Source organism: Streptomyces hypolithicus, from assembly GCF_052934925.1.
The window spans coordinates 5403442-5430287 of record NZ_CM128811.1 but is presented as its reverse complement, the minus strand read 5'-3'; the positions used below and the strand labels follow the sequence as shown (position 1 = coordinate 5430287).

Sequence of the window (26846 nt, the reverse complement as noted above, 5' to 3'; positions counted from 1 at the left end):
GCGAAAACCGTCGCACCGACCCGCCTCACGCCGCCGAAACCGCCGCCCTGACCTCGTCGGCGAAACGCGAAGCGGCATCCCGCAGTCCGAGTACGTCGGGCCCGAAGCGCAGCACGCCCCGGCTGACGCTCGGCACGACATTGCCGACGGCCACGCCGAAGACGCCCGGCAGATCTGCGGGCGTCGCGCCCTGCGCGCCGATCCCCGGCGCCAGCAGCGGTCCGTTGACGGCGAGGTCGGCGCCCGTGTCACCGAGCGTCGCACCCACGACCGCGCCGACCGAACCGAGCGGCCGGGCGCCCTTGTTCTCGACGGCCAGGTGGTCGAGCATCACCTGCGCGAGGGACCGCCCGTCGGCGGCGGTGGCCCGCTGGACCTCAGCGCCCTCCGGGTTGGACGTCAGGGCCAGGACGAACACACCGGCCCCGCTGACCCTGGCCGCGTCCAGCGCCGGCCGCAGCGACTCGAAGCCGAGGTAGGGCGAGAGCGTGACGGCGTCCGAGAACAGCGGCGAGCCCTTGTCCAGGTACGTCGCCGCGTACGCGGCCATCGTCGAACCGATGTCGCCGCGCTTGGCGTCCATCAGCACCAGCGCACCGGCCGCCCTGGCCTCCTCGACCGCCTTCTCCAGTACGGCGATCCCGCGCGAGCCGAAGCGCTCGAAGAACGCCGACTGCGGCTTGAGTACGGCGACCCGGCCGGCCAGCGCCTCCACGACGGTCCGGGTGAAGGTCTCCAGGCCGGCGATGTCGTCGTTCAGGCCCCAGGCGCTCAGCAGCGAGGCGTGCGGATCGATGCCGACGCAGAGCGGTCCCCGCGTGTCCATGGCGTGGCGCAGGCGAGCGCCGAAGGGTTCGAGAGGCACGGGTGCGGGGGTCGCGGGTGCGCGGGTCACTGGGAGGCCTTCCGGGTCTCGGCGCCGACGGCGTCGGCGAGCGTGGCGTACGGGCTGGCGGCGAGGCGCTCAGCGAGACCCTGGTGGATCTCGCGGCCCCAGAACGGGCCTTCGTACACGAAGGCGCTGTAGCCCTGGACGAGGGTGGCGCCGGCGAGGATGCGCTGCCAGGCGTCGTCGGCGTTCTCGATGCCCCCGACCCCGACTAGGGTGATCCGGTCCCCCACACGGGCGTACAGGCGGCGCAGAACCTGAAGTGAGCGCTCCTTGACGGGCGCTCCGGACAGTCCGCCGGTCTCCTTGACCAGGGCCGGGCCGGACTTCAGGCCGAGGCCCTCGCGGGCGATGGTGGTGTTGGTGGCGATGATGCCGTCCAGGCCGAGCTCCAGCGCCAGGTCGGCGACGGCGTCGACGTCGACGTCGGCCAGGTCGGGCGCGATCTTGACGAGGAGGGGGACCCTGCGCCCGGTGACCGTACGGTCGGCCGCCTCGCGCACGGCCGTCAGCAGCGGCCGCAGCGACTCGGTGGCTTGGAGATTGCGCAGGCCCGGCGTGTTCGGGGACGAGACGTTGACCACGAGGTAGTCGGCGTGGGCGGCGAGGCGCTCGGTGGAGGTGACGTAGTCCCCGACGGCCGCCTCCTCCGGGACCACCTTGGTCTTGCCGATGTTGACGCCGACCACCGTCCTGAAGACGGGGCTACGGGCGGCCAGGCGCGCGGCGACCGCTGCGGAGCCCTCGTTGTTGAAGCCCATGCGGTTGATCAGCGCCCGGTCCTGCACCAGACGGAAGAGCCGCTTCTTGGGGTTGCCGGGCTGAGGTTCGGCGGTGACCGTACCGATCTCGATGTGGTCGAAGCCGAGCATCGACATCCCGTCGACCGCGACGGCGTTCTTGTCGAAGCCGGCGGCGAGGCCGAAGGGACCGTGCATGCGCAGGCCGAGGGCCTCGGTGCGCAGCGAGGGGTGGCGCGGGGCGAGGACGGCGGCGACGAAGGTGCGCAGGACGGGCACGCGGGCGGCGAGACGGATCCAGCGGAAGGCCAGGTAGTGGGCCTGCTCGGGGTCCATGCGCTTGAAGACGAGGTGGAAGAAGAGTTTGTACATGCCGGGTGCTTTCCTTTGGAGGCTCACGAATCAGGGCGCTCGAATCAGGGCCCTCATGAAGAGGCTCATGAAGAGGGGGACACCGGTTCGGTGTCCCCCTCAGTGCTGCTAGGCCTCGCGGGCCGCTGTCAGGTGCCTGGCGTGTTCCTGGAGGGAACGCACCCCGACGTCACCGCGGTTGAGCGCGTCGATGCCCTGGACGGCGGCGGCGAGGGCCTGGACCGTCGTGAGGCAGGGGACGCTGCGGGCCACGGCCGCGGTACGGATGTCGTAGCCGTCGAGACGGCCGCCGGTGCCGTACGGGGTGTTGACGATGAGGTCGACCTGGCCGTCGTGGATGAGCTGGACGATGGTCTTCTCGCCGTTCGGCCCCTCGCCCTCGCTCTGCTTGCGCACCACGGTCGCGTTGATGCCGTTGCGGCGCAGGACCTCGGCGGTGCCTGAGGTGGCGAGGAGTTCGAAGCCGTGGGCGACGAGTTCGCGCGCCGGGAAGATCATCGAGCGCTTGTCGCGGTTGGCGACCGAGATGAAGGCGCGGCCCTTGGTCGGCAGCGGACCGTACGCCCCGGCCTGCGACTTGGCGTAGGCCGTGCCGAACACCGAGTCGATGCCCATGACTTCACCGGTGGAGCGCATCTCCGGGCCCAGCACGGTGTCCACGCCGCGCCCGTGCATGTCGCGGAAACGCGACCAGGGCATCACGGCTTCCTTGACGGAGATCGGCGCGTCCTGCGGCAGGGTGCCGCCGTCGCCGGTCTTCGGCAGCAGTCCCTCGGTGCGCAGTTCGGCGATGGTCGCGCCCAGTGAGATGCGGGCGGCGGCCTTCGCGAGCGGCACGGCGGTCGCCTTCGAGGTGAAGGGGACGGTGCGCGAGGCACGCGGGTTGGCTTCCAGGACGTACAGGATGTCGCCGGCCATCGCGAACTGGATGTTGATCAGTCCGCGTACGCCGACACCGCGCGCGATGGCCTCGGTCGAGATCCGCAGCCGCTTGATATCGAAGCCGCCGAGGGTGATCGGGGGCAGCGCGCAGGCGGAGTCGCCGGAGTGGATGCCCGCTTCCTCGATGTGCTCCATGACGCCGCCGAGGTAGAGCTCGGTGCCGTCGTAGAGCGCGTCGACGTCGATCTCGATGGCGTCGTCGAGGAATCGGTCCACCAGGACGGGCCGGGTGGGGCTGATCTCGGTGGATTCGGCGATGTACGAGGCCAGACGGGTCTCGTCGTACACGATCTCCATGCCGCGGCCGCCGAGCACGTACGACGGCCGTACCAGGACCGGGTAGCCGATCTCGTCGGCGATGGCCTTGGCCTCGTCGAACGTCGTCGCGGTGCCGTGCTTGGGTGCGGGCAGGCCGGCCTCGGCGAGGACACGGCCGAAGGCGCCGCGGTCCTCGGCGGCGTGGATGGCCTCCGGCGGGGTGCCCACGATCGGTACGCCGTTGTCCTTGAGTGCCTGGGCGAGGCCCAGCGGGGTCTGTCCGCCGAGCTGGACGATGACGCCCGCGATCGGGCCCGCGAGGGACTCGGCGTGGACGATCTCCAGCACGTCTTCGAGCGTGAGCGGCTCGAAGTACAGACGGTCGGAGGTGTCGTAGTCGGTGGAGACGGTCTCCGGGTTGCAGTTGACCATCACGGTCTCGTAGCCCGCGTCGCTGAGCGCGAAGGAGGCGTGGACGCAGGAGTAGTCGAACTCGATGCCCTGGCCGATACGGTTCGGACCCGAGCCGAGGATGATCACCGCGGGCTTGGTGCGCGGTGCGACCTCGGACTCCTCGTCGTAGGAGGAGTAGAAGTACGGGGTCTTCGCGGCGAACTCGGCGGCGCAGGTGTCGACCGTCTTGTAGACCGGACGTACGCCGAGCGCGTGCCGGACCTCGCGTACGACGTCCTCGCGCAGGCCCCGGATCTCGGCGATCTGGGCGTCGGAGAAGCCGTGCCGCTTGGCCTCGGCGAGCAGGTCGGGGTCGAGCTTGTCCGCGGCGGCGAGGTCGTCCGCGTGCTCCTTGATGAGGAACATCTGGTCGACGAACCACGGGTCGATCTTCGTGGCGTCGAAGATCTCCTCGGGGGTGGCGCCGGCCCGGATCGCCTGCATGACGGTGTTGATGCGGCCGTCGGTGGGGACCTTGGCGGTCTCCAGCAGCGCCGTCTTGTCGCCTGGCTCGCCGGTGAAGGCGAACTGGCTGCCCTTCTTCTCCAGCGAGCGCAGCGCCTTGTTGAGCGCCTCGGAGAAGTTGCGGCCGATCGCCATGGCCTCGCCCACCGACTTCATGGTGGTGGTGAGCGTGGCGTCGGCGAGCGGGAACTTCTCGAACGCGAAGCGCGGCACCTTGACGACGACGTAGTCGAGCGTGGGCTCGAAGGACGCCGGGGTCTTCTCTGTGATGTCGTTGGGGATCTCGTCGAGCGTGTAGCCGACCGCGAGACGGGCGGCGATCTTCGCGATCGGGAAGCCTGTGGCCTTCGACGCGAGCGCCGAGGAGCGCGAGACACGCGGGTTCATCTCGATGACGATGATCCGGCCGTCGTCGGGGTTGACGGCGAACTGGATGTTGCAGCCCCCGGTGTCCACGCCGACCTCGCGGATGATCGCGATGCCGACGTCGCGCAGCCGCTGGTACTCGCGGTCGGTCAGCGTCATCGCCGGCGCGACCGTGATCGAGTCGCCGGTGTGCACGCCCATCGGGTCGAAGTTCTCGATGGAGCAGACGACCACGACGTTGTCGTGTCGGTCGCGCATCAGCTCCAGTTCGTACTCCTTCCAGCCGAGGATGGACTCCTCCAGGAGCACCTCGGTGGTCGGCGAGAGGGTGAGGCCCTGTCCGGCGATGCGGCGCAGCTCGTCCTCGTTGTGCGCGAAGCCGGAGCCGGCGCCGCCCATGGTGAAGGAGGGGCGTACCACGACGGGGTAGCCTCCGAGCGTGTCGACGCCCGCGATGATGTCGTCCATGGTGTGGCAGATGACCGAGCGGGCGGACTCGCCGTAACCGATCTTGGCCTTGACGGCCTCGACGACGCCCTTGAAGAGCTCGCGGTCCTCGCCCTTGTTGATCGCCTCGACGTTGGCGCCGATCAGCTCGACGCCGTACTTCTCCAGCACCCCCTGCTCGTGCATGGAGATCGCGGTGTTGAGCGCGGTCTGGCCACCGAGGGTCGGCAGCAGCGCGTCGGGGCGTTCCTTGGCGATGATCTTCTCGACGAATTCCGGGGTGATCGGCTCGACGTACGTGGCGTCCGCGATCTCCGGGTCGGTCATGATCGTCGCCGGGTTGGAGTTGACCAGGATGACGCGCAGGCCCTCGGACTTCAGGACACGGCAGGCCTGCGTACCGGAGTAGTCGAACTCGGCGGCCTGACCGATGACGATCGGACCGGAGCCGATGACCAGGACGGACTGGATATCGGAGCGCTTAGGCACGCTGGTCCTCCATCAGGGATACGAAGCGGTCGAACAGGTACGCGGCGTCGTGCGGACCCGCTGCTGCCTCGGGGTGGTACTGGACGCTGAAGGCCGGCTGGTCGAGCAGCTGGAGGCCCTCCACCACGTTGTCGTTGAGACAGACGTGGGAGACCTCGGCGCGGCCGTACGGGGTCTCGGAGACCGTGTCGAGCGGGGCGTCGACGGCGAAACCGTGGTTGTGCGCGGTGACCTCCACCTTGCCGGTGGTGCGGTCCTGCACGGGCTGGTTGATACCGCGGTGACCGTACTTGAGCTTGTACGTGCCGAAGCCGAGCGAGCGGCCGAGCAACTGGTTGCCGAAGCAGATGCCGAACAGCGGAGTCTTACGAGCGAGGACGGCCTTGATGACGGTGAGGTCGGCGGTGGCCGGGTCGCCCGGGCCGTTCGACAGAAACACGCCGTCCGGGTTGACCGCGTACACGTCGTCGGCCGTCGCGGTCGCGGGCAGCACGTGCACCTCGATGCCGCGCTGGGCCATGCGGTGCGGGGTCATGCCCTTGATGCCCAGGTCGATGGCGGCGACGGTGAAACGCTTCTCCCCGATCGCGGGGACGACGTACGCCTCCTCGGTCGCGACCTCGGCGGAGAGGTTCGCGCCCGTCATCTCGGCGCCCTGGCGGACCTTGGCCAGCAGCATTCCCTCGTCGCCGAGAGCGTTGCCGGAGAAGATGCCTACGCGCATCGCGCCGCGCTCGCGCAGGTGGCGGGTGAGCGCGCGGGTGTCGATGCCGCTGATGCCCACGACGCCCTGCGTGACGAGCTCGTCGTCGAGCGAGCGCCGGGAGCGCCAGTTGGAGGGGACGCGGGCGGGGTCGCGGACGACGAAACCGGCGACCCAGATCTTCTTGGACTCGTCGTCCTCGTCGTTCACGCCGGTGTTGCCGACGTGCGGGGCGGTCATCACGACGACCTGGCGGTGGTAGGAGGGGTCGGTGAGGGTTTCCTGGTAGCCGGTCATGCCGGTGTTGAACACCGCCTCGCCGAAGGTCTCCCCCACGGCCCCGTAGGCACGGCCGCGGAAAATGCGGCCGTCCTCCAGGACGAGTACGGCAGGAGCCGCGCCCTTCCTCTGCGAGGCGTTCCCCGGCTTGGAGATCGTCATCGTGCGGTGCCTTCCGTCGAGATGCTGCTGTTCATCGAGTTCATCGAGCTCATTGCGTTGACGGCGTCGACCCAGGCGGCGTGTTCGGCCGCGCGGTCGGAGCGGAAGCCGGAGTCGATCTGCTTCTCGCCGTGCTGCCAGGTGACGATCAGCAGGCCGCCCTCGGCGAGGACCTTGCCCGCGATGCCCTTGTCGAGCCTGGCCTCACGCAGCGCCGCCGCGGGGACGAAGAAGTCGCTCGCCCCGGGGCGTACGACCTCCAGGCCGGCGTCGGTGAGCGTCAGCTCGGCCCTGCTGCGCGTGCCGAGGCCGTGGGCCACGATCCGGTCCAGCCACTGCCCGGCCGTCGTCGAGCCGTGGTAGCGCCCGCTCATGCTCAGCTTCGGCTCGCCCGGCGCCTCGGGGGCGGTGGGCAGCTCGGGCAGGTCGGACTGGAGGGTGGCGCGCCACTTCCAGCCCTGGCGCATCAGCCAGTACACGAACGCGACGAAGAGCAGCAGGCCGACGACCCAGCCGATACGGGCGGCCCAGTCGGTGACCTCCGCGGACTTCTGCTCTGCGGCGGCCTCGGCGGCCAGGTGGATGAGTGTCACGCCAGATTCCCGTCTGCAACCGTTGCGCGGCCCCGGAGCCAGGTATGGGTGACGCGTCCCGGCAGCTCACGGCCCTCGTAGGGGGTGTTGCGGCTGCGGGAGGCGAAGCCCGAGGGGGCCACCGCTCCACGGTAAGCCGGATCGACCAGGGTGAGGTTCGCGGGCTCACCAGCCGAGACGGGACGGCCGTGGCCCGCGAGGCGGCCGATGGCGGCCGGGCGCAGCGACATGCGGTCGGCGACGCCGGCCCAGTCGAGCAGGCCGGTGTCGACCATCGTCTGCTGGACGACCGACAGGGCGGTCTCCAGGCCGACCATGCCCATGGCTGCTGCCGCCCACTCGCAGTCCTTGTCCTCGTGCGGGTGCGGCGCGTGGTCGGTGGCGACGCAGTCGATGGTGCCGTCGGCGAGGGCCTCGCGCAGCGCCATGACGTCGGCCTCGGTGCGCAGCGGCGGGTTCACCTTGTAGACCGGGTTGTACGTGCGGACCAGCTCGTCGGTGAGCAGGAGATGGTGCGGGGTGACCTCCGCTGTGACGTTCCAGCCCTTGGACTTCGCCCAGCGGACGATCTCCACGGAGCCGGCCGTCGAGAGGTGGCAGATGTGCACGCGCGAGCCGACGTGGGCCGCGAGCAGCACATCGCGGGCGATGATCGACTCCTCGGCGACGGCCGGCCAGCCGCCGAGACCCAGCTCGGAGGAGACGACGCCCTCGTTCATCTGGGCGCCCTCGGTGAGGCGGGGCTCCTGGGCGTGCTGGGCGACGACTCCGTCGAAGGCCTTCACGTACTCCAGCGCGCGGCGCATGATCACGGCGTCGTCGACGCACTTGCCGTCGTCGGAGAAGACCTTCACCCCGGCGGCCGAGTCGTGCATGGCGCCGAGTTCGGCGAGCTGCTTGCCCGCCAGGCCGACGGTGACGGCGCCGATGGGCTGCACGTCGCAGTAGCCGGACTCCTTGCCGAGGCGCCAGACCTGCTCGACGACGCCTGCGGTGTCGGCCACCGGGAAGGTGTTGGCCATGGCGTGCACGGCGGTGAAGCCGCCGACGGCCGCCGCCTTCGTACCGGTCAGGACCGTCTCGGAGTCCTCCCGGCCCGGCTCGCGCAGGTGGGTGTGCAGGTCGACGAGACCGGGCAGCAGGATCTTGCCCCCGGCCTCGACGATTGTCGCGTCTTCGGCGCTCAGTCCGGTTCCGACCTGGGCGATGGTCTCGCCGTCGATCAGGACATCCTGCGGCTCGCCGCCCAGCACCTTCGCACCGCGGATCAGGATTTTGCTCATGGTTACTTGCTCTCCTCGGTGCGCGCATGGGTGGGGCTGATGGCGGACTCGTTGCCGCCGAGAAGCAGGTACAGGACGGCCATCCGGGTCGAGACACCGTTGGCGACCTGCTCGACGGCCGTGCAGCGGTCGGAGTCCGCGACCTGCGCGGTGATCTCCATGCCGCGGTTCATCGGCCCGGGGTGCATGACGACGGCGTGCTCGGGCATCCGGGCCATCCGGTCGCCGTCCAGGCCGTAGCGGCGCGAGTACTCGCGCTCGGTGGGGAAGAAGGCGGCGTTCATCCGCTCGCGCTGCACACGCAGCATCATCACCGCGTCGGACTTCGGCAGCACCTTGTCGAGGTCGTACGAGACCTCGCACGGCCACTGCTCCACGCCGATCGGCACCAGCGTGGGCGGCGCGACGAGGGTGACCTCGGCGCCGAGGGTGTGCAGCAGGTGGACGTTGGAGCGGGCGACGCGGCTGTGCAGTACGTCGCCGACGATCGTGATCCGGCGTCCCGCCAGGTCACGTCCCAGGCCCGCGTCGGCGCCGACGAACCTGCGGCGCATGGTGAAGGCGTCGAGCAGCGCCTGGGTGGGGTGCTCGTGCGTGCCGTCGCCGGCGTTGACCACCGCGCCGTCGATCCAGCCGGAGGTCGCGAGACGGTAGGGGGCCCCCGAGGCGCCGTGCCGGATGACGACGGCGTCCGCGCCCATCGCCTCCAGGGTCAGCGCGGTGTCCTTGAGCGACTCGCCCTTGGAGACGGACGAGCCCTTCGCGGAGAAGTTGATGACATCGGCGGACAGCCGCTTGGCGGCCGCCTCGAAGGAGATGCGCGTACGGGTCGAGTCCTCGAAGAAGAGGTTGACGACGGTGCGTCCGCGCAGGGTGGGCAGCTTCTTGATCGGCCGGTCCGCGACGCGGGCCATCTCCTCGGCGGTGTCGAGGATCAGCACGGCGTCGTCGCGGGTGAGGTCGGCGGCCGAGATGAGGTGACGCTTCATCTGGTGCTCCGTGGTTCGTGAGGGGCGCGTGTGTGGAGGCGGGCAGCAGGGCAGGCTGACGCGCGGGCCCGGCGAACGGGTCCGTACGGGGAAGCAGCGCTACTGCTCGCCGGCCGGAGCGGTCTGCTGGGCGGTCTGCTGGAGACCGAGCAGCACGGCGTCGCGGCCGTCCTCCTCGGCGAGCTGGACCTTGACCGTCTCCCGCAACGACGTGGGGAGGTTCTTGCCGACGTAGTCGGCACGGATCGGCAGTTCGCGGTGACCGCGGTCGACGAGGACCGCGAGCTGTACGGCTCGGGGCCGGCCGATGTCTCCCAGCGCGTCCAGTGCGGCCCGGATCGTACGGCCGGAGAAGAGCACGTCGTCGACCAGGACGACGAGCCGGTCCTCGATGCCGTCACCGGGAATCTCGGTGCGCGCCAGAGCACGCGCGGGGCGCATGCGCAGGTCGTCCCGGTACATGGTGATGTCGAGGGAGCCGACCGGCATGGTGCGGCCGGTGATCTCTTCGAGCTTGGCGGCGAGCCTGCGGGCGAGGAAGACACCGCGGGTGGGAATGCCGAGGAGCACCACGTCGTCGGCGCCCTTTGCGCGTTCGACGATCTCGTGGGCGATGCGGGTCAGTACCCGCTCGATGTCGGGGCCCTCGAGTACAGGGCGTGCGGCATCGGCATGCATGGTGTCCATTGGAAACGGACCTCCTTCTCCGCCTCACGGGACGGACCTTAAAGGACGTCGGAATTGCGTCAACCAGCCTAGCAGCACGTTTGCGGGACTTCCCCGACGACCCCCCGTACGGGTCAATGCCGGGAAGCTTGGCTTGATCATCTCGTGTGCGGGCGCTGGATGCAGCGAAGCTCCTGTAGAACGAGCGATCTACCACGATCGACTTGTTCGGAACAGGAGCTTCGTTGTCTGGGGAGTCTGGCATAGAGGGGTCGTCGCGTGCGAGCGCGGGACAGACGGGGCAGCTGGGTGTGTTGCGCCAGGTTGTGACACGGCGGATGGTCACGGATGTGCTGGCGGCTTCCGGCCGCGGGGACCGGCGTAGTGACGGCAAACTCTGCGCGGTGACGTGTGTGTTCTTCGTGCTCGCGTTGACGCTGTTCCCGAGAGACGGCTACCGGTCGGTGCTGTCGAAGCTGGCCGGTGGGACGGCGCGGCTGGCCGCGCGGGGCCAGCTGGTCTCCTCCTCGGCGCTGCGGCAGCGCCGCGTCACGCTGGGCCCGGAGCCGTTCCGGTTACTGTTCGAGCGGATCGCCGGGCCGGTCGGCACGGTCGCGATGCCGGGGGTGTTCTGGCGGGGGCTTCGGCTGGCCTCGGTGGACGGCACGTTTCTCGAGGTCGCCGACACCGCGGTGAACGCGGTGTTCGGCCGGACCCGCAATCAGCGGCGGATCGCCGCGTTCCCCCAGGTCCGCCTGGTCGCGCTGATCGAGTGCGGGACCCGGGCGCTGCTCGGGGTGGCGTTCGACATCCGCCGGGTCTGTGAGCAGGACCTGACACGGCGCCTGCTGGACCGGATGCGCCCCGGGATGCTGGTCCTGGCCGACCGGGGATTCCCGGGCTGGCTGCTGTGGGTCGATGCCGCCGCCGGCGGGGCGGATCTGTTGTGGCGGATCTCGGCGGCGGTGCGGCTGGTCCCCGACGAGGTCCTGCCCGACGGCTCCTGGCTCGCGACCCGGCACGCGCACAAGAACATCACGAAAGCCCTGGCGGGGCGGCCCCGGTCGGTACGGATCCGGGTGATCGAGATGGTGGTCGTCATCGAGGCCGCCGACGGGTCACGACGCCATGAGCCCTACCGGCTCATCACCACCTTGCTCGACCCTGCGGCCTTCCCCGCCGGTGAACTGGCCGCACTGTATTCCCAGCGGTGGGAATCCGAGCTCGAATTCCGGGACTTGAAGATCACTCAGCGCGGGGCACGCGCCGTCCTGAGATCGAAGACACCCGCGCTGGTCAACCAGGAGATCTGGGCGTATCTCGTCACCCACCAGGCGATCCGCCGCACGATCAGTTCCACCGCCGCCGGCCACGGGCTCGATGCCGACCGGCTCTCCTTCACTGTCGCCCTGACCGTCGCCCGGGACACCGTGATCCGCACCACGGCGCGGATCGGCACCCACCTCGCCGAGATGACCACGTCGCTGCTGGCGAACCTGCGATCGGCCGAGCGACGCCTGCGGGTCTGCCCCCGGACCGTGAAACGCCCCAGCTCCATCTTCCCCTCGAAACCCGCCGGGCCGGCCAGCCGCAGCACAAAAATCACCGGATACGGGATCGAAATCATCCCACTCGACACAACCCCGCCGACCACCGCGGAGCCCGACAGCCACACGAGATGATCAAGCCAAGCTTCCCGGCATTGCCGTACGGGTTCGCACGGACCCGTTCGGCTTGACGCATCCAAGTAACGCTGCGTAACCTCACAGTGAGTTACCAGCCGCGCGGCGGAGCCGCACAGTGACACTGCCTCCGGGGAGCCATATGTCCAGCGAATACGCAAAGCAGCTCGGGGCCAAGCTCCGCGCCATCCGCACCCAGCAGGGGCTTTCCCTCCATGGAGTCGAGGAGAAGTCCCAGGGCCGTTGGAAGGCCGTCGTGGTCGGCTCGTACGAACGCGGCGACCGCGCCGTGACCGTGCAGCGCCTCGCCGAGCTGGCGGACTTCTACGGCGTTCCCGTGCAGGAGCTTCTGCCGGGCACCACGCCGGGCGGGGCGGCCGAGCCGCCGCCGAAGCTCCGTCTCGACCTGGAGCGCCTCGCTCACGTCCCGGCCGAGAAGGCCGGACCGCTCCAGCGGTACGCGGCGACGATCCAGTCGCAGCGCGGCGACTACAACGGCAAGGTCCTCTCGATCCGTCAGGACGACCTGCGCACGCTGGCCGTCATCTACGACCAGTCGCCTTCGGTGCTGACCGAGCAGCTGATCAGCTGGGGCGTGCTGGACGCGGACGCGCGTCGCGCCGTCGCTCACGACGACATCTGAGCGCTGCGAGCAGGGCCGGTACCAGCAGAAACGTAACGCCGCGGTTGTGGATGCCCTCGGGCTTCCGCGACCGCGGCGTTTTCCTTACGGCCTGGTGCGCGATAGGCCGTTACCCCCGTAGGCCCGGCTCGCCCCGCCGCGCAAAGGGGCCCGCAGCACGCTGCGACGCGTGCTGCGGGCCCCTTTCAGCGGCCGGTGTGCCCCCTGTGGGCTACCTGGGGGCTAGTTCCGGCGCAGACTCGGCTTGAGGTCCTTGAAACGGCCCAGCAGGCCGTTGATGAAGGACGGCGAGTCGTCGGTGGAGAACTCCTTGGCGAGCTGCACCGCCTCGTCGATCGCCACCGCGTCGGGCGTCTCGTCCACCCACACGAGCTCGTACGTGCTGAGCCGCAGGATGTTCCGGTCGACGACCGGCATCCGGTCGATCGGCCAGTCGACGGAGTACGTCGCGATGAGGTCGTCGATGCGGTCCGCGTGGTCCGCGTACCCCTCGACGAGCTGCATCGTGTACTCGCTGACCGGCGGTTGCCGGGTGTCGGTCCGGGCATGCCGCATCCAGTCCGCGAGGACCGTCTGCACGGACTCACCGCGCTGGTCGGCCTCGAAAAGGATCTGGAAGGCGCGCTTGCGCGCCGTGTTCCGGGCAGCCACGGTTAGCTGTTCACCCGGCCGAGGTAATCGCTCGTGCGGGTGTCGACCTTGATCTTCTCACCGGTGGTGATGAAGAGCGGGACCTGGATCTCGTAGCCCGTCTCCAGCGTGGCCGGCTTGGTGCCGCCGGTGGAGCGGTCGCCCTGGACGCCCGGGTCGGTGTGCTGGATGGTCAGCTCGACGGCGGCCGGGAGCTCGACGTAGAGCACCTCGCCCTCGTGCTGGGCGACCGAGGCGGTGAAGCCCTCGATCAGGAAGTTGGCGGAGTCGCCCACGGACTTGCGGTCGACCATCAGCTGGTCGTAGGTGTCCATGTCCATGAAGACGAAGTACTCGCCGTCCATGTACGAGAACTGCATGTCGCGGCGGTCGATGGTGGCCGACTCGACCTTAAGGCCGGCGTTGAAGGTCTTGTCGACGACCTTGCCGGAGAGAACGTTCTTGAGCTTGGTGCGCACGAAGGCAGGGCCCTTACCGGGCTTGACGTGCTGGAACTCGACGACGGACCAGAGCTGGCCCCCGTCGAGCTTGAGCACCATGCCGTTCTTGAGGTCGTTCGTGGAAGCCACGGTTGCGGAATCTCCTGGGCTGAAGGCTGGTGGGACCGGGAGTGCGCGCTGTCTTGGGGCTACAGCGCGAGCAGCTCCTTGGTCGTGATGGTGAGTAGCTCGGGTCCGCCGTCCGCCTCGGGGCGCACGACGAGCGTGTCATCGATCCGGACGCCGCCCCGGCCCGGGAGGTGGACCCCCGGTTCGACGGTGACCGGCACACAAGCGTCCAGTTTACCCATGGCCGCAGGTGCCAGCTGCGGGTCCTCCTGTATTTCCAGTCCCACGCCGTGTCCGCTCTGTGCCGCGAGGCCCTCGGCGTGGCCCGCGGCGGCCAGTACCTGCCGTGTGACGCGGTCGACTTCGCGGTACTCGGTGCCGGGGACCAACGCCTGCCGGCCGGCCCGCTGAGCGGCGAATACGACGTCGTACAGCTCGATCTGCCAGTCCGCCGGAGTCGTCCCGATGACGAAGGTACGACCGATCTCGCACCGGTAGCCGCGGTAGTCGGCGCCGAGACAGACGGAGAGAAAATCGCCTTCCTCCACGCGGCGGTCGGACGGCCGGTGTCTGCCCAGACCGGCGTTCGGGCCGGTGGCCACCGAGGTGGGAAAGGCGTTCCCGTCGGCGCCATGGTCCACCAGACGGCGCTCGAGCTCCAGGGCGAGGTGCCGTTCCGTGCGTCCGACCAGGATCGATTCGAGCAGTTCACCGAGCGCCTGGTCGGTGATCTCCGCCGCGATCCGCATGCACGCGATCTCCTCCTCGTCCTTGACGATCCGCAGCTGCTCGACGGCTCCGGAGAGATCTCCCAGACGCAGCCGTGGAGCGACCGAGCCGAGCGCCCGGTGCCGGGCGACGGTGAGGTGGTGCTCCTCCACGGCGAGGGACTCCGCGCCGTCCGACGCGGCGATCCGGGCAGCCGCGACGACCGCGTCACCGCCTGGCTCCGGCAGGACCGTCATCCTCAGCCGTTCGTCGGGGCGGGCGTCCGCGGGGCCGGCGTCCGGCGAACGGGGGCAGACCAGGATGTCGGCGTCGGGGCCGAGCAGCAGCACGGTGCCGGGCGGCGCGGGGCCCGCGAGGTAGCGGACGTTGGCGGGGCGGGAGACCAGTGCGGCGCCGCTGCCGGCGGCGGCGCACCGGTCACGCAGCCGACCGCGGCGGACCGCATGCAGCTCTGACATGCCCCGAGCGTACGAGCGCGGCGGCCGTCCGGCCGCCTGCGTGCGTCCGACCGGGGCGGCGGACGCACGTTCGCCGGACGCACCGAGGGGCGCAGCGCGTAGGGCGCCGCGCCCTGGCGGCTACCAGGCGGGCGGGCTCGCCAGGGAGCGGGCCAGCACCTCGTCCAGGACCCGGGCTGTGGTCGGCACGTCGTACGTCGAGTTGTCGATGATCGGCAGGCCCGAGCCGTACCAGCCGGCCATCCGGCCGTGGATACGGGCGACCTCCTCGTCGGACAGCCGCCGGTTGCCGCTGCGCTGTGCGTTGCGCTCCAGCACGATCTCCAGCCCGGGAAGGATGACGACCGGCAGCAGCCCCGGGCCGACATGGCGCTTCCAGCCGCCGAGCCCGACGACGGGACGGTCCGGGAACACGGCGTCGTCGACGATGCACGATATGCCGTTGGCCAGGAAGTTACGGGCGGCGAAGCCGCAGGTGCGGCGGGCCAGACGGTACTGGGCCTCCGACTGGTCGTTCCAGCCGGACTGCGGGTCGGCGAACCCCGAGCAGACCCACTCCCGTACGTCGTCGAGGCTGACGTGGGCGGTCGGGACCCTGCGGTGCTGCGCCCAGTGCTTGGCGACGGTCGTCTTACCGGCCCCGGCCGGTCCGATGAGCAGCACGGCCAGCGTGGTGCTCCCGGTGTCGCTCGGCGCGGCGGAGAGCGGCGGCGCGGGGACGGGCACCGGGCCGCCCGGGGGGAGCTGAATGTGCCCGGTGTGGTCCCGGGAGGGCGGCCCCTGGGGGGCTGCGTGCTGTGGCGTCGGCGCGGTCCAACCCGTGGGCGGGGCGTGGCCCTGCGCGTGACCAGGGGCCTGCGGCGCGTGGCCGGGGTCCTGAGGTGCCTGCGGAGGCCCCTGGGGTGCGGGGGGCCCTGCGGGGTGCGGGGCACCCTGCGCCCAGCCTGAGCCGGGCTGGTGGGGTGGTGGCAGCGGAGCCCCTGCTGCGTGCTGCATCCGGTGCCACTCCGTCTCGTACAGGCGACTCGTGTTCTGCGGCCGGGCGGCGGCCGCAGCGGACCACGGTGGACCGGGCCCACCGAAAGGTACCCTCCCCCGCCGCCCATGTGTGAACGGCCGGGGAGGAGCCGGAGTGCCCGCTCAGGCCCTGAGTTTCCGGCGCGTTCTGCGCCGCGGTGTCCGCCGCGTGCTCAGCCGAGCTCTCGGCCGGCTTGTCAGCCGAGTTCTTCGGCGAGTGCGCGCAGCGCCAGGCGGTACGAGCCGATGCCGAAGCCGGCGATCGTCCCGCTGGCGACGGCCGCGACCACCGAGGTGTGCCGGAACTCCTCGCGCGTGTACGGGTTCGAGATGTGCACCTCGATGAGCGGGGCGGTCCGCTGGGCGGCCGCGTCCCTCATCCCGTACGAGTAGTGCGTGAAGGCACCGGGGTTGAGTACGACCGGAACTGATCCGTCCGCCGCCTCGTGGAGCCAGCGGATCAACTCGCCCTCGTCGTTGGTCTCGCGTACGTCGACGTCGAAACCGAGCTCCTTGCCGAGCCGGCCGCACTCCTCGACCAGCCCGGCGTACGACGTGGCGCCGTACACGTCGGGTTCGCGCGAGCCGAGCCTGCCGAGGTTGGGACCGTTGATGACGAGCACCCGCCGCGCCGGCCGCGTCACTTGGACACCTCCCCGTACGCGGCAAGCAGCACCGCCGGGTCGGGGCCCTCCAGCACGGTCGGCTTGCCGAGACCGTCGAGGACGATGAAGCGCAGCAGATTGCCGCGGGACTTCTTGTCGACCTTCATGTTCTCCAGCAGCTTGGGCCACTGGTCGCCGCGGTAGGCAAGCGGCAGCCCGACCGATTCCAGCACCGCGCGGTGCCGGTCGGCCGTCGCGTCGTCGAGACGGCCCGCGAGGCGGCCCAGTTCGGCGGCGAAGACCATGCCGATGGACACGGCGGCGCCGTGCCGCCAGTTGTAGCGCTCGTTCTTCTCGATGGCGTGGGCGAGCGTGTGACCGTAGTTCAGGATCTCGCGCAGGCCCGATTCCTTCAGGTCGCTCGACACGACGTCGGCCTTGACGCGGATGGCGCGCACGATCAGCTCGGCGGTGTGCCGGCCTTCGGGCGTACGGGCCGCCGCCGGATCCTCCTCGATCAGGTCGAGGATCACCGGGTCGGCGATGAAGCCCGCCTTGATGACCTCGGCGAGGCCGCTGATGAAGTCGTTGACCGGCAGCGAGTCCAGCGCCGCCAGGTCGCACAGCACACCGGCCGGCGGGTGGAATGCGCCGACGAGGTTCTTGCCCTCGGCGGTGTTGATGCCCGTCTTGCCGCCGACGGCCGCGTCGACCATGCCGAGCACGGTGGTCGGTACGGCGATCCAGCGCACCCCGCGCAGCCAGGTGGCCGCCACGAAACCCGCGACGTCAGTGGTGGCGCCGCCGCCGACGCCGATGATGACATCCGTACGCGTGAAGCCGGTCTGGCCCAGCGCCTTCCAGCAGTAGGCCGCGACCTCGACGGTCTTGGACTCCTCGGCGTTGGGCAGCTGGATCGCGATGGCCTCGTAGCCCTGGCTCGCGAGGTCCTCGCGGACCGCCTCGCCGGTGCCGGCGAGCGCCTCCGGGTGCAGGACGGCGACACGCTGGGCGCGGTCGCCGATCAGCGCGGGGAGTTCACCGAGGAGCTGCCGGCCCACCAGGACGTCGTAGGGCTCCGCGCCCTCACTGCCGCCGACGTGGATACGGGTCACTGCCTGCTCCGTCATGCTTCCTTCAATTCGAGTGCGTCGAGGACCGCCTGGGCGACCTCTTCCGGGGTGCGGTCGTCGGTGGCGACGACCGCGTCGGCCACCTCGTCGTACAGGTGGCTGCGGGCTTCCATCAGCTGCTTCCACTGCTGGCGCGGGTTGACGGCCAGCAGGGGGCGCGCGGTGTTCAGACCGACTCGTCTGATCGCCTCGCCGACGTTCATCGAGAGGCAGACCACGGGCAGTCCCGCGAGGGCCGCCCGCGTCCCTTCGTCGAGGACCGCGCCGCCACCGAGCGCGAGTACGCCGGTGTGCTCGGCCAGTGCCGCCTTGACCGCGCGGCGCTCCAGCTCGCGGAAGTACGGCTCACCATGGTCGACGAAGATCTCGGAGACGGGCCGGCTCTCGGCCGCGACGATATCGGCGTCGGTGTCCCGGAAGCCCACCCCGAGCCGGTCCGCGAGGAGCAGGCCGACGGTGGTCTTGCCGGATCCCATGGGGCCGACGAGTACGACGAGCGGCCCGTTCGCACTCACCGTACGACCAGGGTGTCGAGGTAGCTCCGCACGTTGCGCCGGGTCTCGCCCACGCTGTCGCCGCCGAACTTCTCCGCGACGGCGTCCGCGAGGACCAGCGCGACCATGGCCTCGGCGACGATCCCGGCCGCCGGCACGGCGCACACGTCGGAGCGCTGGTGGTGCGCGGCGGCGACCTCGCCGGTGGCGGTGTCGATGGTCGCGAGCGCCCTGGGGACGGTCGCGATGGGCTTCATGGCGGCCCGTACGCGCAGCAGTTCGCCGGTGGACATGCCGCCCTCGGTGCCGCCGGCGCGCCCGGAGGTACGCCGTACGCCGTCCGCCGTCGGAACGATCTCGTCGTGCGCCTTGGATCCCGGCACGCGGGCCAGGTCGAAGCCGTCGCCGACCTCGACGCCCTTGATGGCCTGGATGCCCATGAGGGCGGCGGCGAGCCGGGCGTCGAGCCGGCGGTCCCAGTGCACGAAGGACCCGAGGCCGACAGGCACCCCGTACGCCAGCACCTCCACCACGCCGCCGAGGGTGTCACCGTCCTTGTGGGCCTGGTCGATCTCCGCGACCATCGCCTTCGACGCGTCCGCGTCCAGGCAGCGCACCGGGTCCTCGTCGAGCTTCGCCTCGTCGGCCGGCACGGGCAGCACGCCGTACGGCGCCTTGGCCGCGGCCAGCTCGACCACGTGCGACACGATCTCGATGCCGGTGGTCTGCTTCAGGTACGAACGGGCGACCGTGCCCAGCGCGACGCGGGCGGCGGTCTCCCGGGCGCTCGCGCGCTCCAGCACCGGCCGGGCCTCCTCCAGCGCGTACTTCTGCATGCCGGCGAGGTCGGCATGGCCGGGGCGCGGGCGGGTCAGCGGGGCGTTGCGGGCCAGCTTGGCCAGCTCCTCCGGGTCCACCGGATCGGCCGACATGACCTGCTCCCACTTGGGCCACTCGGTATTGCCCACCATGATCGCGACGGGACCGCCCATGGTCAGCCCGTGGCGTACGCCGCCGAGGAAGGTGACCTCGTCCTTCTCGAACTTCATGCGCGCACCACGGCCGTAGCCGAGCCGCCGCCGGGCCAGCGCGTCCGCCACCAGGTCGGTGGTGACGGGGACGCCGGAGGGAAGTCCCTCCAGTGTCGCGACGAGTGCGGGGCCGTGGGATTCCCCCGCGGTCAGCCAGCGCAACCTGCTCAACGGTGCTCCTCATGCTCGCGCCTGAAACTCCAACGGCGCGACCGGGTGCGCGGCCCTGACCCGCCACCATCGATCCTCCCACGACCGGGCCAGGGACCCGGACGGGTGTCCACGCTACGGAACCCGAACGAAGCAGTGGCGGAGTTTCAACCGATGGCGGCCACACCAGCTCGCCGCATGGCTGCCAGCGGCGATCGAGCCTCTCCCGTGAACTGCTGGAACTGGAGCGCCGCCTGGTGCACGAGCAGGTCTATTCCACCGACGACGTGCGCGCCGCTCTCTTGCCAAGCCGCCGCCAGCCTGGTTGGCCAGGGCTCGTAGAGCACGTCGAAGAGCGTGCCGGGGTGTTCGGGCACGGCCGGTGCGAGGGCGTCGGTGGCGCCGGCCGGGGTGGTGGCAATGACGAGGGGGGCGTCGAGCGCCCGGTCCGCCTCCGACCAGTCGGCGATGCGTACGTCGACTCCGAGCCGTTCGCCCCACTGCCGCATCTCGTCGGCGCGGGCGGCCGAGCGTACGTACGCGGTGACCGGGCCCGTGCACAGGTGGGCGAGGGCGGCGATCGCTGACGAGGCGGTGGCACCGGCGCCGAGGACGGCGGCCGAATCCACCTTTTCGACGCCGCGCTCGCGCAGGGCGGCGATCATGCCCGGGATATCGGTGTTGTCACCGACGCGTCGGCCGTCCTCGGTGAGGACGACGGTGTTGACCGCCTCGACGGAGGCCGCCGTGTCGCTGATCTCGTCGAGCAGCGGAATGACGGCCCGCTTGAGCGGCATGGTCAGTGACAGGCCCGCCCAGGACTCGTCGAGCTCCGCGAAGAAGCCGGGGAGACCGGCCTCGTCCACTTCGAAGCGGTCGTACGACCAGTGAGTCAGACCCAGTTCGTCGTACGCGGCGCGGTGCAGGACCGGAGAGAGGGAGTGGGCGATGGGCGAGCCGAGAACCGCCACTCTCCGAGCGTCATTCGCTGCCCTGATTGTCATTGAACTTTTCCTTGAGCTCCAGGAATTCGTCGTGCGTCTTGGCAAATTCCGTCTTGTTCTGGCCGTCAGTTGCCACAAAGTACATCCAGCCGTCCTGCGTCGGATTGAGCGCGGCGGCCAAGGCCTCATTGCCCGGGTTGCTGATGGGTCCGGGGGTGAGACCCTTCTGGGTGTATGTGTTGTACGGGTCCTGGTTGCCGTTGATCTCTGCCTCGCTGATCTCGATTTCGCTCTGGCCGTTCAGGTAGTTGAAGGCCGAGTCGAACTGGAGCAGCTGGTTCGTCTCCGTATTGGTGGGCTTGAGGCGGTTGTAGATGACCTCGCCCATCCTGCGGAAGTCATCGTCCGTCTTGCCCTCGACCTGAACGAGGCTGGCGAGGGTGAGGAGCTCCCAGGGCCCCTTCACGCCGAGCGACTTGGAGTTCGCTTCCAGGTCCAGCTTTCCGTATTCCGCGTTGGCGCGGGCGACCATCTTCTTGAGCACATTCGCAGGCTTGGCGTTCTTCGCCACCGGATAGCTCGCAGGGAAGAGGAAGCCCTCCAGCGGGTCCTTCACATTCGCATGATTGGTCGCCCACTGCGGCAGGCCAAGATTCTTCGCCTCCGCCTTGGCGACCGCCTCGGTGGTTCCGGGCTTCTGCTCCAGACGCTGGTCGATCTCCTCGTAGACCCATGCGTTCCGCTTGCCCTCGGGGATAATGAGCGCGTTGCGGCTGCTCGGCTTGAGCATTTCCGCCACGGCGTTGTCCGCTGACATCATCTTGTTGAGGGTGTAAACGCCAGCCTGGATGTTCTTGCCCTTGGGGTTCCTGTTCTGGGCGGAGACGAACGCACCCTGGCTCTTGACCACGCCCTCCTTCTCCAGGAGGCGCCCGATCTCGTATCCGCCGGCGCCCTGCGGAATCTCCACCTGGGCAGATCCCGAACCTGCCCCGGCATAGTCCGGGGCTTCACCGAACTGATCCTGGTAGAACTGGTATCCGAAGTAGCCGACGCCGCCCACGCCGCCGACCAGGACCAGGGCCACGAACAGGCACGCCGTGCCGTTGCGGCTTTTCTTCTTCTTGCCCTTGCCGCCACCCTTGCCCTTGCCGCCACCCTTGCCCTTGCCGCGGCGCTCGCCGCCCCGGCCGCCGCGTGACCCGTGCGCGTCGTCGTCGCGGTCGTCGGCGCCCGTGAAGAAGGGGTGCTCCTCGGGCTCTTCGGCCTCGGCACCTGCGTCGTGCCGGTCCGGGGCCTGTTCCGGCTCGGTGTGGCGCTGGTTCGGCGGCTGCGGCGGGGGGTACGCGTCGGGCGCCGCGTAGTAGTCGGGGCCCTGGGCGCCGCCGTGGCCGGGCTGCTGGCCGCTGTACGGGTCGGCGGGGTTCATGCCGTACGGCACGGCTCCCTGCTGCTGCCCCGTGTCCCAGCCGCCGTTGCCGTACTGCTGCTGCTCCGGGTACCCGTGCTGCTGCTCGTACGGCTGCTGCTGGCCGGCGCCGGCACCGCTCTCGTCGTAGTACGGCCGCTGCGGTTGGTGCGGCTGCTGCTGGTAGTGCTGCGTCTGGCCACCGTAGGAAGGACCCTGGGCCTGTGCGGCCTGCTGTCCCGCCCACCCCTGGTCCCCGTACAACGGGTCCTCGGGATGCCACGGTTCGTGGCCTGCGCCCCGGCCATACTCAGTCATCAAACCCCATAGAGCCGCGAGGCGGCGGCTGCATCGCACGTGGGGCACGGCATCCGGTCCGCCTCTTCTTTGTGCAGCAGCTGTTCGAACACCGCCGCATCGCGCGGAACGTTACCGTATCGCGATCAGACAACCACTTCGACGCCCTCGCCCGGGGGAATACCAGAGACCCGTTCGGCCTCCAAAGCGTTCTGAAGGATGACAATAGCCGCCGCTTGGTCGATCACAGAACGGCCCTTCTTGGACTTCACACCCGAAGCGCGCAGCCCCTGACTGGCCGTCACTGTGGTCATCCTCTCGTCCACGAGCCGTACCGGCATCGGAGCGATCCCGCGCGCGAGCTCCTGGACGAAGGCCCTGACCTTGGCGGCCGCCGGCCCCTCGCCCCCGTTGAGGGAGCGAGGGAGACCGACGACGACCTCGATCGGCTCGTACTCCTCGACGAGCTGCCGCAGCCGCCGGTGGGCGGCCGGGACGTCACGTCCCGGCACGGTCTCCACCGGCGTCGCGAGCACCCCGTCGGGGTCGCACGAGGCCACCCCGATCCGGGCGTCCCCTACGTCGATCGCGAGGCGACGGCCGCGTCGCATCAGGCGATCTCGCCGACGGCGCGCTCGACGGCGGCCACGGCGTCGGCGATGGCCTCCGGGTTCTGGCCGCCACCCTGGGCGACGTCCGGCTTGCCGCCACCGCCACCGCCGAGGGTCTTGGCGGCCGTACGGACCAGGTCGCCGGCCTTGAGACCACGCTCACGGGCGGCCTCGTTGGTGGCGATGACGGTCAGCGGGCGGCCGTTCGCCGTGGCGAACAGGGCCACCACGACGGGGCGGTCACCAGGGATGCGGCCCCGCACGTCCAGGACCAGCTTGCGCAGGTCGTCGGCCGACGTGCCGTCCGGCACCTGGCCCGTGGCGAGCGCGACACCGCGCACGTCCTTGGCCGAGGAAGCGAGACCGGCGGCGGCCTGGAGGACCTTCTCGGCGCGGAACTTCTCGATCTCCTTCTCGGCGTCCTTGAGCTTGGCGAGCATCCCGGAGATCTTCTCCGGCAGCTCCTCCGGACGGCCCTTGACCAGCTCCTGAAGCTGGGCGACGACCGTGTGCTCGCGGGCGAGGAAGTTGTAGGCGTCCACACCGACCAGGGCCTCGATACGCCGCACGCCCGAGCCGATGGACGACTCGCCGAGCAGCTTCACCAGCCCCAGCTGGGCGGTGTTGTGGACGTGCGTGCCGCCGCACAGCTCCTTGGAGAAGTCGCCGATGGTCACGACGCGCACCCGCTCGCCGTACTTCTCCCCGAACTCCGCGATGGCGCCGGCCTTCTTGGCGTCGTCGATGCTCATGACCTCGGCCTGAACGTCGAGTTCACGGGCGAGCACATCGTTGATCTTGTGCTCGACGTCGGTGAGGACCGTGCCGGGTACGGCGTTGGGTGAGCCGAAGTCGAAGCGGAAGCGGCCCGGTGAGTTCTCCGAACCGGCCTGGGCGGCCGTCGGGCCGAGCGCGTCGCGCAGCGCCTGGTGCGTGAGGTGCGTGGCGCTGTGAGCGCGGGCGATGGCCCGGCGGCGCTTCAGGTCGATGGCGGCGTACGCGGAGGCACCCACCGTGACCTCGCCGACCTGGACCGAGCCCTTGTGGACGGAGACGCCGGGGACCGGCTGCTGTACGTCGCGGACCACGATGACGGCGCCCGAGTCGAGCTTGATGCGGCCGGTGTCGGCGAGCTGGCCGCCGCCCTCCGCGTAGAACGGCGTGCGGTCGAGGACGATCTCGACCTCGTCGCCCTCGGTGGCGGCCGCGGAGGGCAGACCGTCGACGAGCAGGCCGACAATGGTCGACTCGCCCTCGGTGGAGGTGTATCCGGTGAACTCGGTCGAGCCGGAGTTGTCGGCGACCTCCCGGTAGGCCGAGACGTCGGCGTGCCCGGTCTTCTTGGCCCTGGCATCGGCCTTGGCCCGGTCCCGCTGCTCCTTCATGAGCCGGCGGAAGCCGTCCTCGTCCACGGAAAGGCCCTGTTCGGCGGCCATCTCCAGGGTGAGGTCGATCGGGAAGCCCCAGGTGTCGTGGAGCAGGAACGCCTTGTCGCCGGCGAGAACCTTGCCGCCGGCGGCCTTGGTGTCCGTGACGGCGGTGTCGAGGATGTTGGTGCCGCCCTTGATGGCCTTGAGGAAGGCGGCCTCCTCGGCAACGGCGACGGTCTCGATGCGGGCGCGCTCGGTCAGCAGTTCGGGGTACTGCTCCCCCATGGTCGTGATGACGACGTCGGCCAGCTGTGCGACGACGGGTTCGGTGGCGCCCATCAGCCGCATGTTGCGGATGGCGCGGCGCATGATGCGGCGCAGGACGTAGCCGCGGCCCTCGTTTCCGGGGGTGACGCCGTCACCGATGAGCATCACGGACGTCCGGATGTGGTCGGCGACCACCCGCAGGGACACGTCGGAGCCGTGCTCGGCGCCGTACCGTACGCCGGTCAGCTCGGTGGCCTTGTCCATGACGACGCGCAGGGTGTCGGTCTCGTACATGTTCTGCACGCCCTGCAGGATCATGGCGAGACGTTCGAGGCCGAGACCGGTGTCGATGTTCTTCGACGGCAGGTCGCCGAGGATGGGGAAGTCGTCCTTGCCCTCACCGGCGCCGCGCTCGTACTGCATGAAGACCAGGTTCCAGATCTCCACGTAGCGCTCGTCGTTGACGGCCGGGCCGCCCTCTTCACCGAACTCCGGGCCACGGTCGTAGTTGATCTCGGAGCACGGGCCGCAGGGGCCGGGGACGCCCATCGACCAGAAGTTGGGCCCCATGCCGAGCCGTTGAATGCGCTCCGCGGGTACGCCGATCACGTCGCGCCAGATCTGCTCGGCCTCGTCGTCCTCCTTGTAGACCGTGATCCACAGACGCTCGGGGTCGAGGCCGTAGCCACCGTCCGCGACGGAGCTGGTCAGCAGCTCCCAGGCGAACGTGATGGCACCTTCCTTGAAGTAGTCCCCGAACGAGAAGTTGCCGCACATCTGGAAGAACGTGCCGTGGCGGGTGGTCTTGCCGACCTCTTCGATGTCCGGCGTACGCACGCACTTCTGCACGCTCGTGACGCGCGGAGCCGGCGGCTTGACCTCGCCGAGAAAGTAAGGCTTGAAGGGCACCATGCCCGCGGGAACCAGCAGCAGGGTCGGGTCGTCCGCGATGAGCGACGCCGAGGGCATGACGTTGTGTCCGCGCTCCTCGAAGAAGCGCAGCCAGCGGCGGCGGATTTCAGCCGACTCCATCAGTGGTCCTCATTCCGGTTGTACGAATGCTGGGTGTGGTCCAGGGCAGCGAGGCGGCGCTGCGGGGGCAGTTCGGGATGGTCGGGCGCCTCCAGGCCGAGCGCTTCGCCGAGTTCGGCTTCCCGCTGCACCATGCCCGCCCTGACGTCGAGCGCGAACTCCTTGAGCCGGTGGCCTGCTTCGAGGGCCTTGTCGGCGGCCTGAGCGGCGAGGCTCTCGGGCGTCAGCTGCTTGATCTTGCGGTTGACCTTGGTGGTGGCCCACACGCCGGCTGCGGCGCCTGCGGTGAACCAGAAAGTACGGCGGAACATTGCGGCTTCAGCCCTTCCGCTTCCGTCGCCGGGCGGACGGCACGGTCCGGCCGGCGATCACAGTGCGGCGGGCCTGCTGCTCCGCCGGGGTGTCCTTGCTGCGGCCGATCGCCCGGCGTACGCCGTACCCGAAGGCGGCGACCTTGACGAGCGGTCCGCCGAACGTCGATGCGACGGTCGTGGAGAGCGCGGACGCGTTGGAGGTGACTTCCTGGACGTCCGTGGCGATGGCGTCGACCCGGTCGAGCTGGGTCTGCGCGGATCGCACGGTCGCGGAGGCGTCCGCGAGCAGCGGCACCGCCTGTTCGGTCACGTCCGCCACGAGCTTGGTCGTCGCCTTGAGCGTCTGGGCCAGCCTCACCAGCACCACGGCGAGGAAGGAGACCAGAATCGCCCAGAAGACGGCCACCAGGATCCCGGCCACCTCTCCACCGGACACGTTGCACCGCTCCCTGTACGCGAGAAAAGTCGTCCTCCGAGCCTATCGCGCCAGGGCTACGGGTCCGTACCGGATTGCGACCGCACATGCGCGAGCCCGCCGCCTCCCGCTCCGGAGGGAGCGTGGAGACGGCGGGCTGAGGCGAAAAACCCCTACGGCCGCTGGATCAGCGGGCGTAGTACTCAACGACGAGCTGCTCGTCGCAGATGACCGGGACTTCCTTGCGGTTCGGGTCGCGGTCCAGGCGGAAGGCCAGGGCCTTCAGGTTGACCTGGAGGTAGCGCGGCGTCTCACCGTCGGTGTCGTAGCCACCCTCGCGGGCAACCTGGAAGGGGTGCTTCTCGCGGCTGCGCTCGCGGACCATCACGACGTCGTCGGGACGGATGCGGAACGACGGCTTGTCGACCTTGCCACCGTTGACCTCGATGTGGCCGTGCACGACCATCTGACGGGCCTGGTAGATGGTACGGGCGATGCCCGAACGCAGGATGAGCGCGTCGAGGCGGCGCTCAAGCTCGATGACCAGGGCCTCGCCGGTCTTGCCTTCGGCCTTCTTGGCGCGGTCGTAGGCGCGGGCCATCTGCTTCTCGCTGATGTCGTACTGCGCGCGCAGACGCTGCTTCTCGAGCAGACGGACCTTGTAGTCCGAGTTCTGCTTGCGCCCACGGCCGTGCTCGCCCGGCGGGTACGGACGGGCTTCGAAGTACTTGACAGCCTTCGGCGTCAGCGCGATGCCGAGCGCACGGGACTTCTTGACCTTGGGACGCGACTGGTTAGGCACGTTCTCCAGACCTCCGTTGTAGGTTAGGTTAGGCTCACCTTACTCAAGGAGATCGCATGTCTCGCCCGGGGAACACCACACACCTCACGGACAACACAAAGAAGGCCGGCAACCAGAGTGCCGACGCGACGGAGGTCCGATCAGATCGT

The 26846-nt window shown here is 69.9% G+C and carries 25 protein-coding genes; 2 read left to right on the top strand and 23 right to left on the bottom strand.

Annotated features, from left to right (window positions below):
• Positions 1-25: 25 nt before the first annotated feature.
• The 8 genes from pyrF to pyrR form a co-directional block, all read right to left on the bottom strand.
• On the bottom strand, positions 26-865 hold the full coding sequence (gene pyrF / locus ACU6WZ_RS25585; protein ID WP_447030548.1) for an orotidine-5'-phosphate decarboxylase: 840 nt from the start codon (positions 863-865) through the stop codon (positions 26-28).
• Positions 866-891: 26 nt separating this feature from the next.
• Positions 892-2001: a quinone-dependent dihydroorotate dehydrogenase gene (locus ACU6WZ_RS25580; protein WP_447030547.1), complete on the bottom strand. Its 1110-nt coding sequence runs from the start codon at positions 1999-2001 to the stop codon at positions 892-894.
• A gap of 108 nt (positions 2002-2109) precedes the next feature.
• A complete protein-coding gene (gene carB / locus ACU6WZ_RS25575; RefSeq protein WP_447030546.1) occupies positions 2110-5421 on the bottom strand; it encodes a carbamoyl-phosphate synthase large subunit in 3312 nt (1103 codons plus the stop codon).
• Entirely contained in the window at positions 5414-6565 is a 1152-nt protein-coding gene (gene carA / locus ACU6WZ_RS25570; protein ID WP_447030545.1) for a glutamine-hydrolyzing carbamoyl-phosphate synthase small subunit, read from the bottom strand. The genes carB and carA overlap by 8 nt, the downstream gene beginning before the upstream one ends.
• The gene (locus ACU6WZ_RS25565) at positions 6562-7158 is read right to left on the bottom strand and encodes a PH-like domain-containing protein (RefSeq protein WP_447030544.1); all 597 of its coding nucleotides are present in this window, start codon (positions 7156-7158) and stop codon (positions 6562-6564) included. The genes carA and ACU6WZ_RS25565 overlap by 4 nt, the downstream gene beginning before the upstream one ends.
• Positions 7155-8441, bottom strand: a complete 1287-nt coding sequence (locus ACU6WZ_RS25560; protein ID WP_447030543.1) for a dihydroorotase — start codon at positions 8439-8441, stop codon at positions 7155-7157. The genes ACU6WZ_RS25565 and ACU6WZ_RS25560 overlap by 4 nt, the downstream gene beginning before the upstream one ends.
• A gap of 2 nt (positions 8442-8443) precedes the next feature.
• Positions 8444-9430 carry an aspartate carbamoyltransferase catalytic subunit gene (locus tag ACU6WZ_RS25555; RefSeq protein WP_447030542.1) on the bottom strand — a complete coding sequence of 329 codons (987 nt, stop codon included), beginning with the start codon at positions 9428-9430 and terminating at the stop codon, positions 8444-8446.
• A 99-nt stretch (positions 9431-9529) separates the two neighbouring features.
• Complete coding sequence (gene pyrR, locus ACU6WZ_RS25550; RefSeq protein ID WP_447030541.1) at positions 9530-10117, bottom strand: bifunctional pyr operon transcriptional regulator/uracil phosphoribosyltransferase PyrR; 588 nt, start codon at positions 10115-10117, stop codon at positions 9530-9532.
• A gap of 317 nt (positions 10118-10434) precedes the next feature.
• On the opposite strand from pyrR, the gene ACU6WZ_RS25545 reads away from it, so the two are divergent.
• Both ACU6WZ_RS25545 and bldD read left to right on the top strand, forming a co-directional pair.
• Positions 10435-11778 (top strand): IS4 family transposase, encoded by a 1344-nt coding sequence (locus ACU6WZ_RS25545; protein WP_447028847.1) that lies wholly within the window; start codon positions 10435-10437, stop codon positions 11776-11778.
• A gap of 142 nt (positions 11779-11920) precedes the next feature.
• Entirely contained in the window at positions 11921-12421 is a 501-nt protein-coding gene (bldD, locus tag ACU6WZ_RS25540) for a transcriptional regulator BldD (RefSeq protein ID WP_447030540.1), read from the top strand.
• 222 nt (positions 12422-12643) lie between these two features.
• Here the strand turns inward: bldD and nusB are convergent, their stop codons facing one another.
• The 15 genes from nusB to rpsD form a co-directional block, all read right to left on the bottom strand.
• Positions 12644-13072: a transcription antitermination factor NusB gene (gene nusB, locus ACU6WZ_RS25535; protein WP_447030539.1), complete on the bottom strand. Its 429-nt coding sequence runs from the start codon at positions 13070-13072 to the stop codon at positions 12644-12646.
• A gap of 2 nt (positions 13073-13074) precedes the next feature.
• On the bottom strand, positions 13075-13641 hold the full coding sequence (efp, locus tag ACU6WZ_RS25530; RefSeq protein WP_447030538.1) for an elongation factor P: 567 nt from the start codon (positions 13639-13641) through the stop codon (positions 13075-13077).
• A gap of 59 nt (positions 13642-13700) precedes the next feature.
• Entirely contained in the window at positions 13701-14807 is a 1107-nt protein-coding gene (locus ACU6WZ_RS25525) for an aminopeptidase P family protein (protein ID WP_447030537.1), read from the bottom strand.
• A gap of 120 nt (positions 14808-14927) precedes the next feature.
• Positions 14928-15803 carry a Pro-rich N-terminal domain-containing protein gene (locus tag ACU6WZ_RS25520; RefSeq protein WP_447030536.1) on the bottom strand — a complete coding sequence of 292 codons (876 nt, stop codon included), beginning with the start codon at positions 15801-15803 and terminating at the stop codon, positions 14928-14930.
• A 218-nt stretch (positions 15804-16021) separates the two neighbouring features.
• Complete coding sequence (aroQ, locus tag ACU6WZ_RS25515) at positions 16022-16468, bottom strand: type II 3-dehydroquinate dehydratase (RefSeq protein WP_447030535.1); 447 nt, start codon at positions 16466-16468, stop codon at positions 16022-16024.
• Positions 16465-17559, bottom strand: a complete 1095-nt coding sequence (aroB, locus tag ACU6WZ_RS25510) for a 3-dehydroquinate synthase (protein WP_447030534.1) — start codon at positions 17557-17559, stop codon at positions 16465-16467. Before aroB ends, aroQ begins: the two co-directional genes overlap by 4 nt.
• A complete protein-coding gene (locus tag ACU6WZ_RS25505; RefSeq protein ID WP_447034245.1) occupies positions 17556-18038 on the bottom strand; it encodes a shikimate kinase in 483 nt (160 codons plus the stop codon). The genes aroB and ACU6WZ_RS25505 overlap by 4 nt, the downstream gene beginning before the upstream one ends.
• 35 nt (positions 18039-18073) lie before the next feature.
• Entirely contained in the window at positions 18074-19258 is a 1185-nt protein-coding gene (gene aroC, locus ACU6WZ_RS25500) for a chorismate synthase (protein WP_447030533.1), read from the bottom strand.
• A gap of 146 nt (positions 19259-19404) precedes the next feature.
• Positions 19405-20241: a shikimate dehydrogenase gene (locus tag ACU6WZ_RS25495; protein WP_447030532.1), complete on the bottom strand. Its 837-nt coding sequence runs from the start codon at positions 20239-20241 to the stop codon at positions 19405-19407.
• Complete coding sequence (gene mltG, locus ACU6WZ_RS25490) at positions 20219-21907, bottom strand: endolytic transglycosylase MltG (RefSeq protein ID WP_447030531.1); 1689 nt, start codon at positions 21905-21907, stop codon at positions 20219-20221. Before mltG ends, ACU6WZ_RS25495 begins: the two co-directional genes overlap by 23 nt.
• A 125-nt stretch (positions 21908-22032) precedes the next feature.
• Positions 22033-22497, bottom strand: a complete 465-nt coding sequence (gene ruvX, locus ACU6WZ_RS25485; RefSeq protein WP_447030530.1) for a Holliday junction resolvase RuvX — start codon at positions 22495-22497, stop codon at positions 22033-22035.
• Complete coding sequence (gene alaS / locus ACU6WZ_RS25480) at positions 22497-25166, bottom strand: alanine--tRNA ligase (protein WP_447030529.1); 2670 nt, start codon at positions 25164-25166, stop codon at positions 22497-22499. The genes ruvX and alaS overlap by 1 nt, the downstream gene beginning before the upstream one ends.
• Entirely contained in the window at positions 25166-25477 is a 312-nt protein-coding gene (locus ACU6WZ_RS25475) for a DUF6167 family protein (RefSeq protein ID WP_447030528.1), read from the bottom strand. Before ACU6WZ_RS25475 ends, alaS begins: the two co-directional genes overlap by 1 nt.
• A 7-nt stretch (positions 25478-25484) precedes the next feature.
• Positions 25485-25916: a DUF948 domain-containing protein gene (locus ACU6WZ_RS25470; protein WP_447030527.1), complete on the bottom strand. Its 432-nt coding sequence runs from the start codon at positions 25914-25916 to the stop codon at positions 25485-25487.
• Positions 25917-26082: 166 nt separating this feature from the next.
• A complete protein-coding gene (gene rpsD, locus ACU6WZ_RS25465; protein ID WP_447030526.1) occupies positions 26083-26697 on the bottom strand; it encodes a 30S ribosomal protein S4 in 615 nt (204 codons plus the stop codon).
• Positions 26698-26846 lie beyond the last annotated feature (149 nt).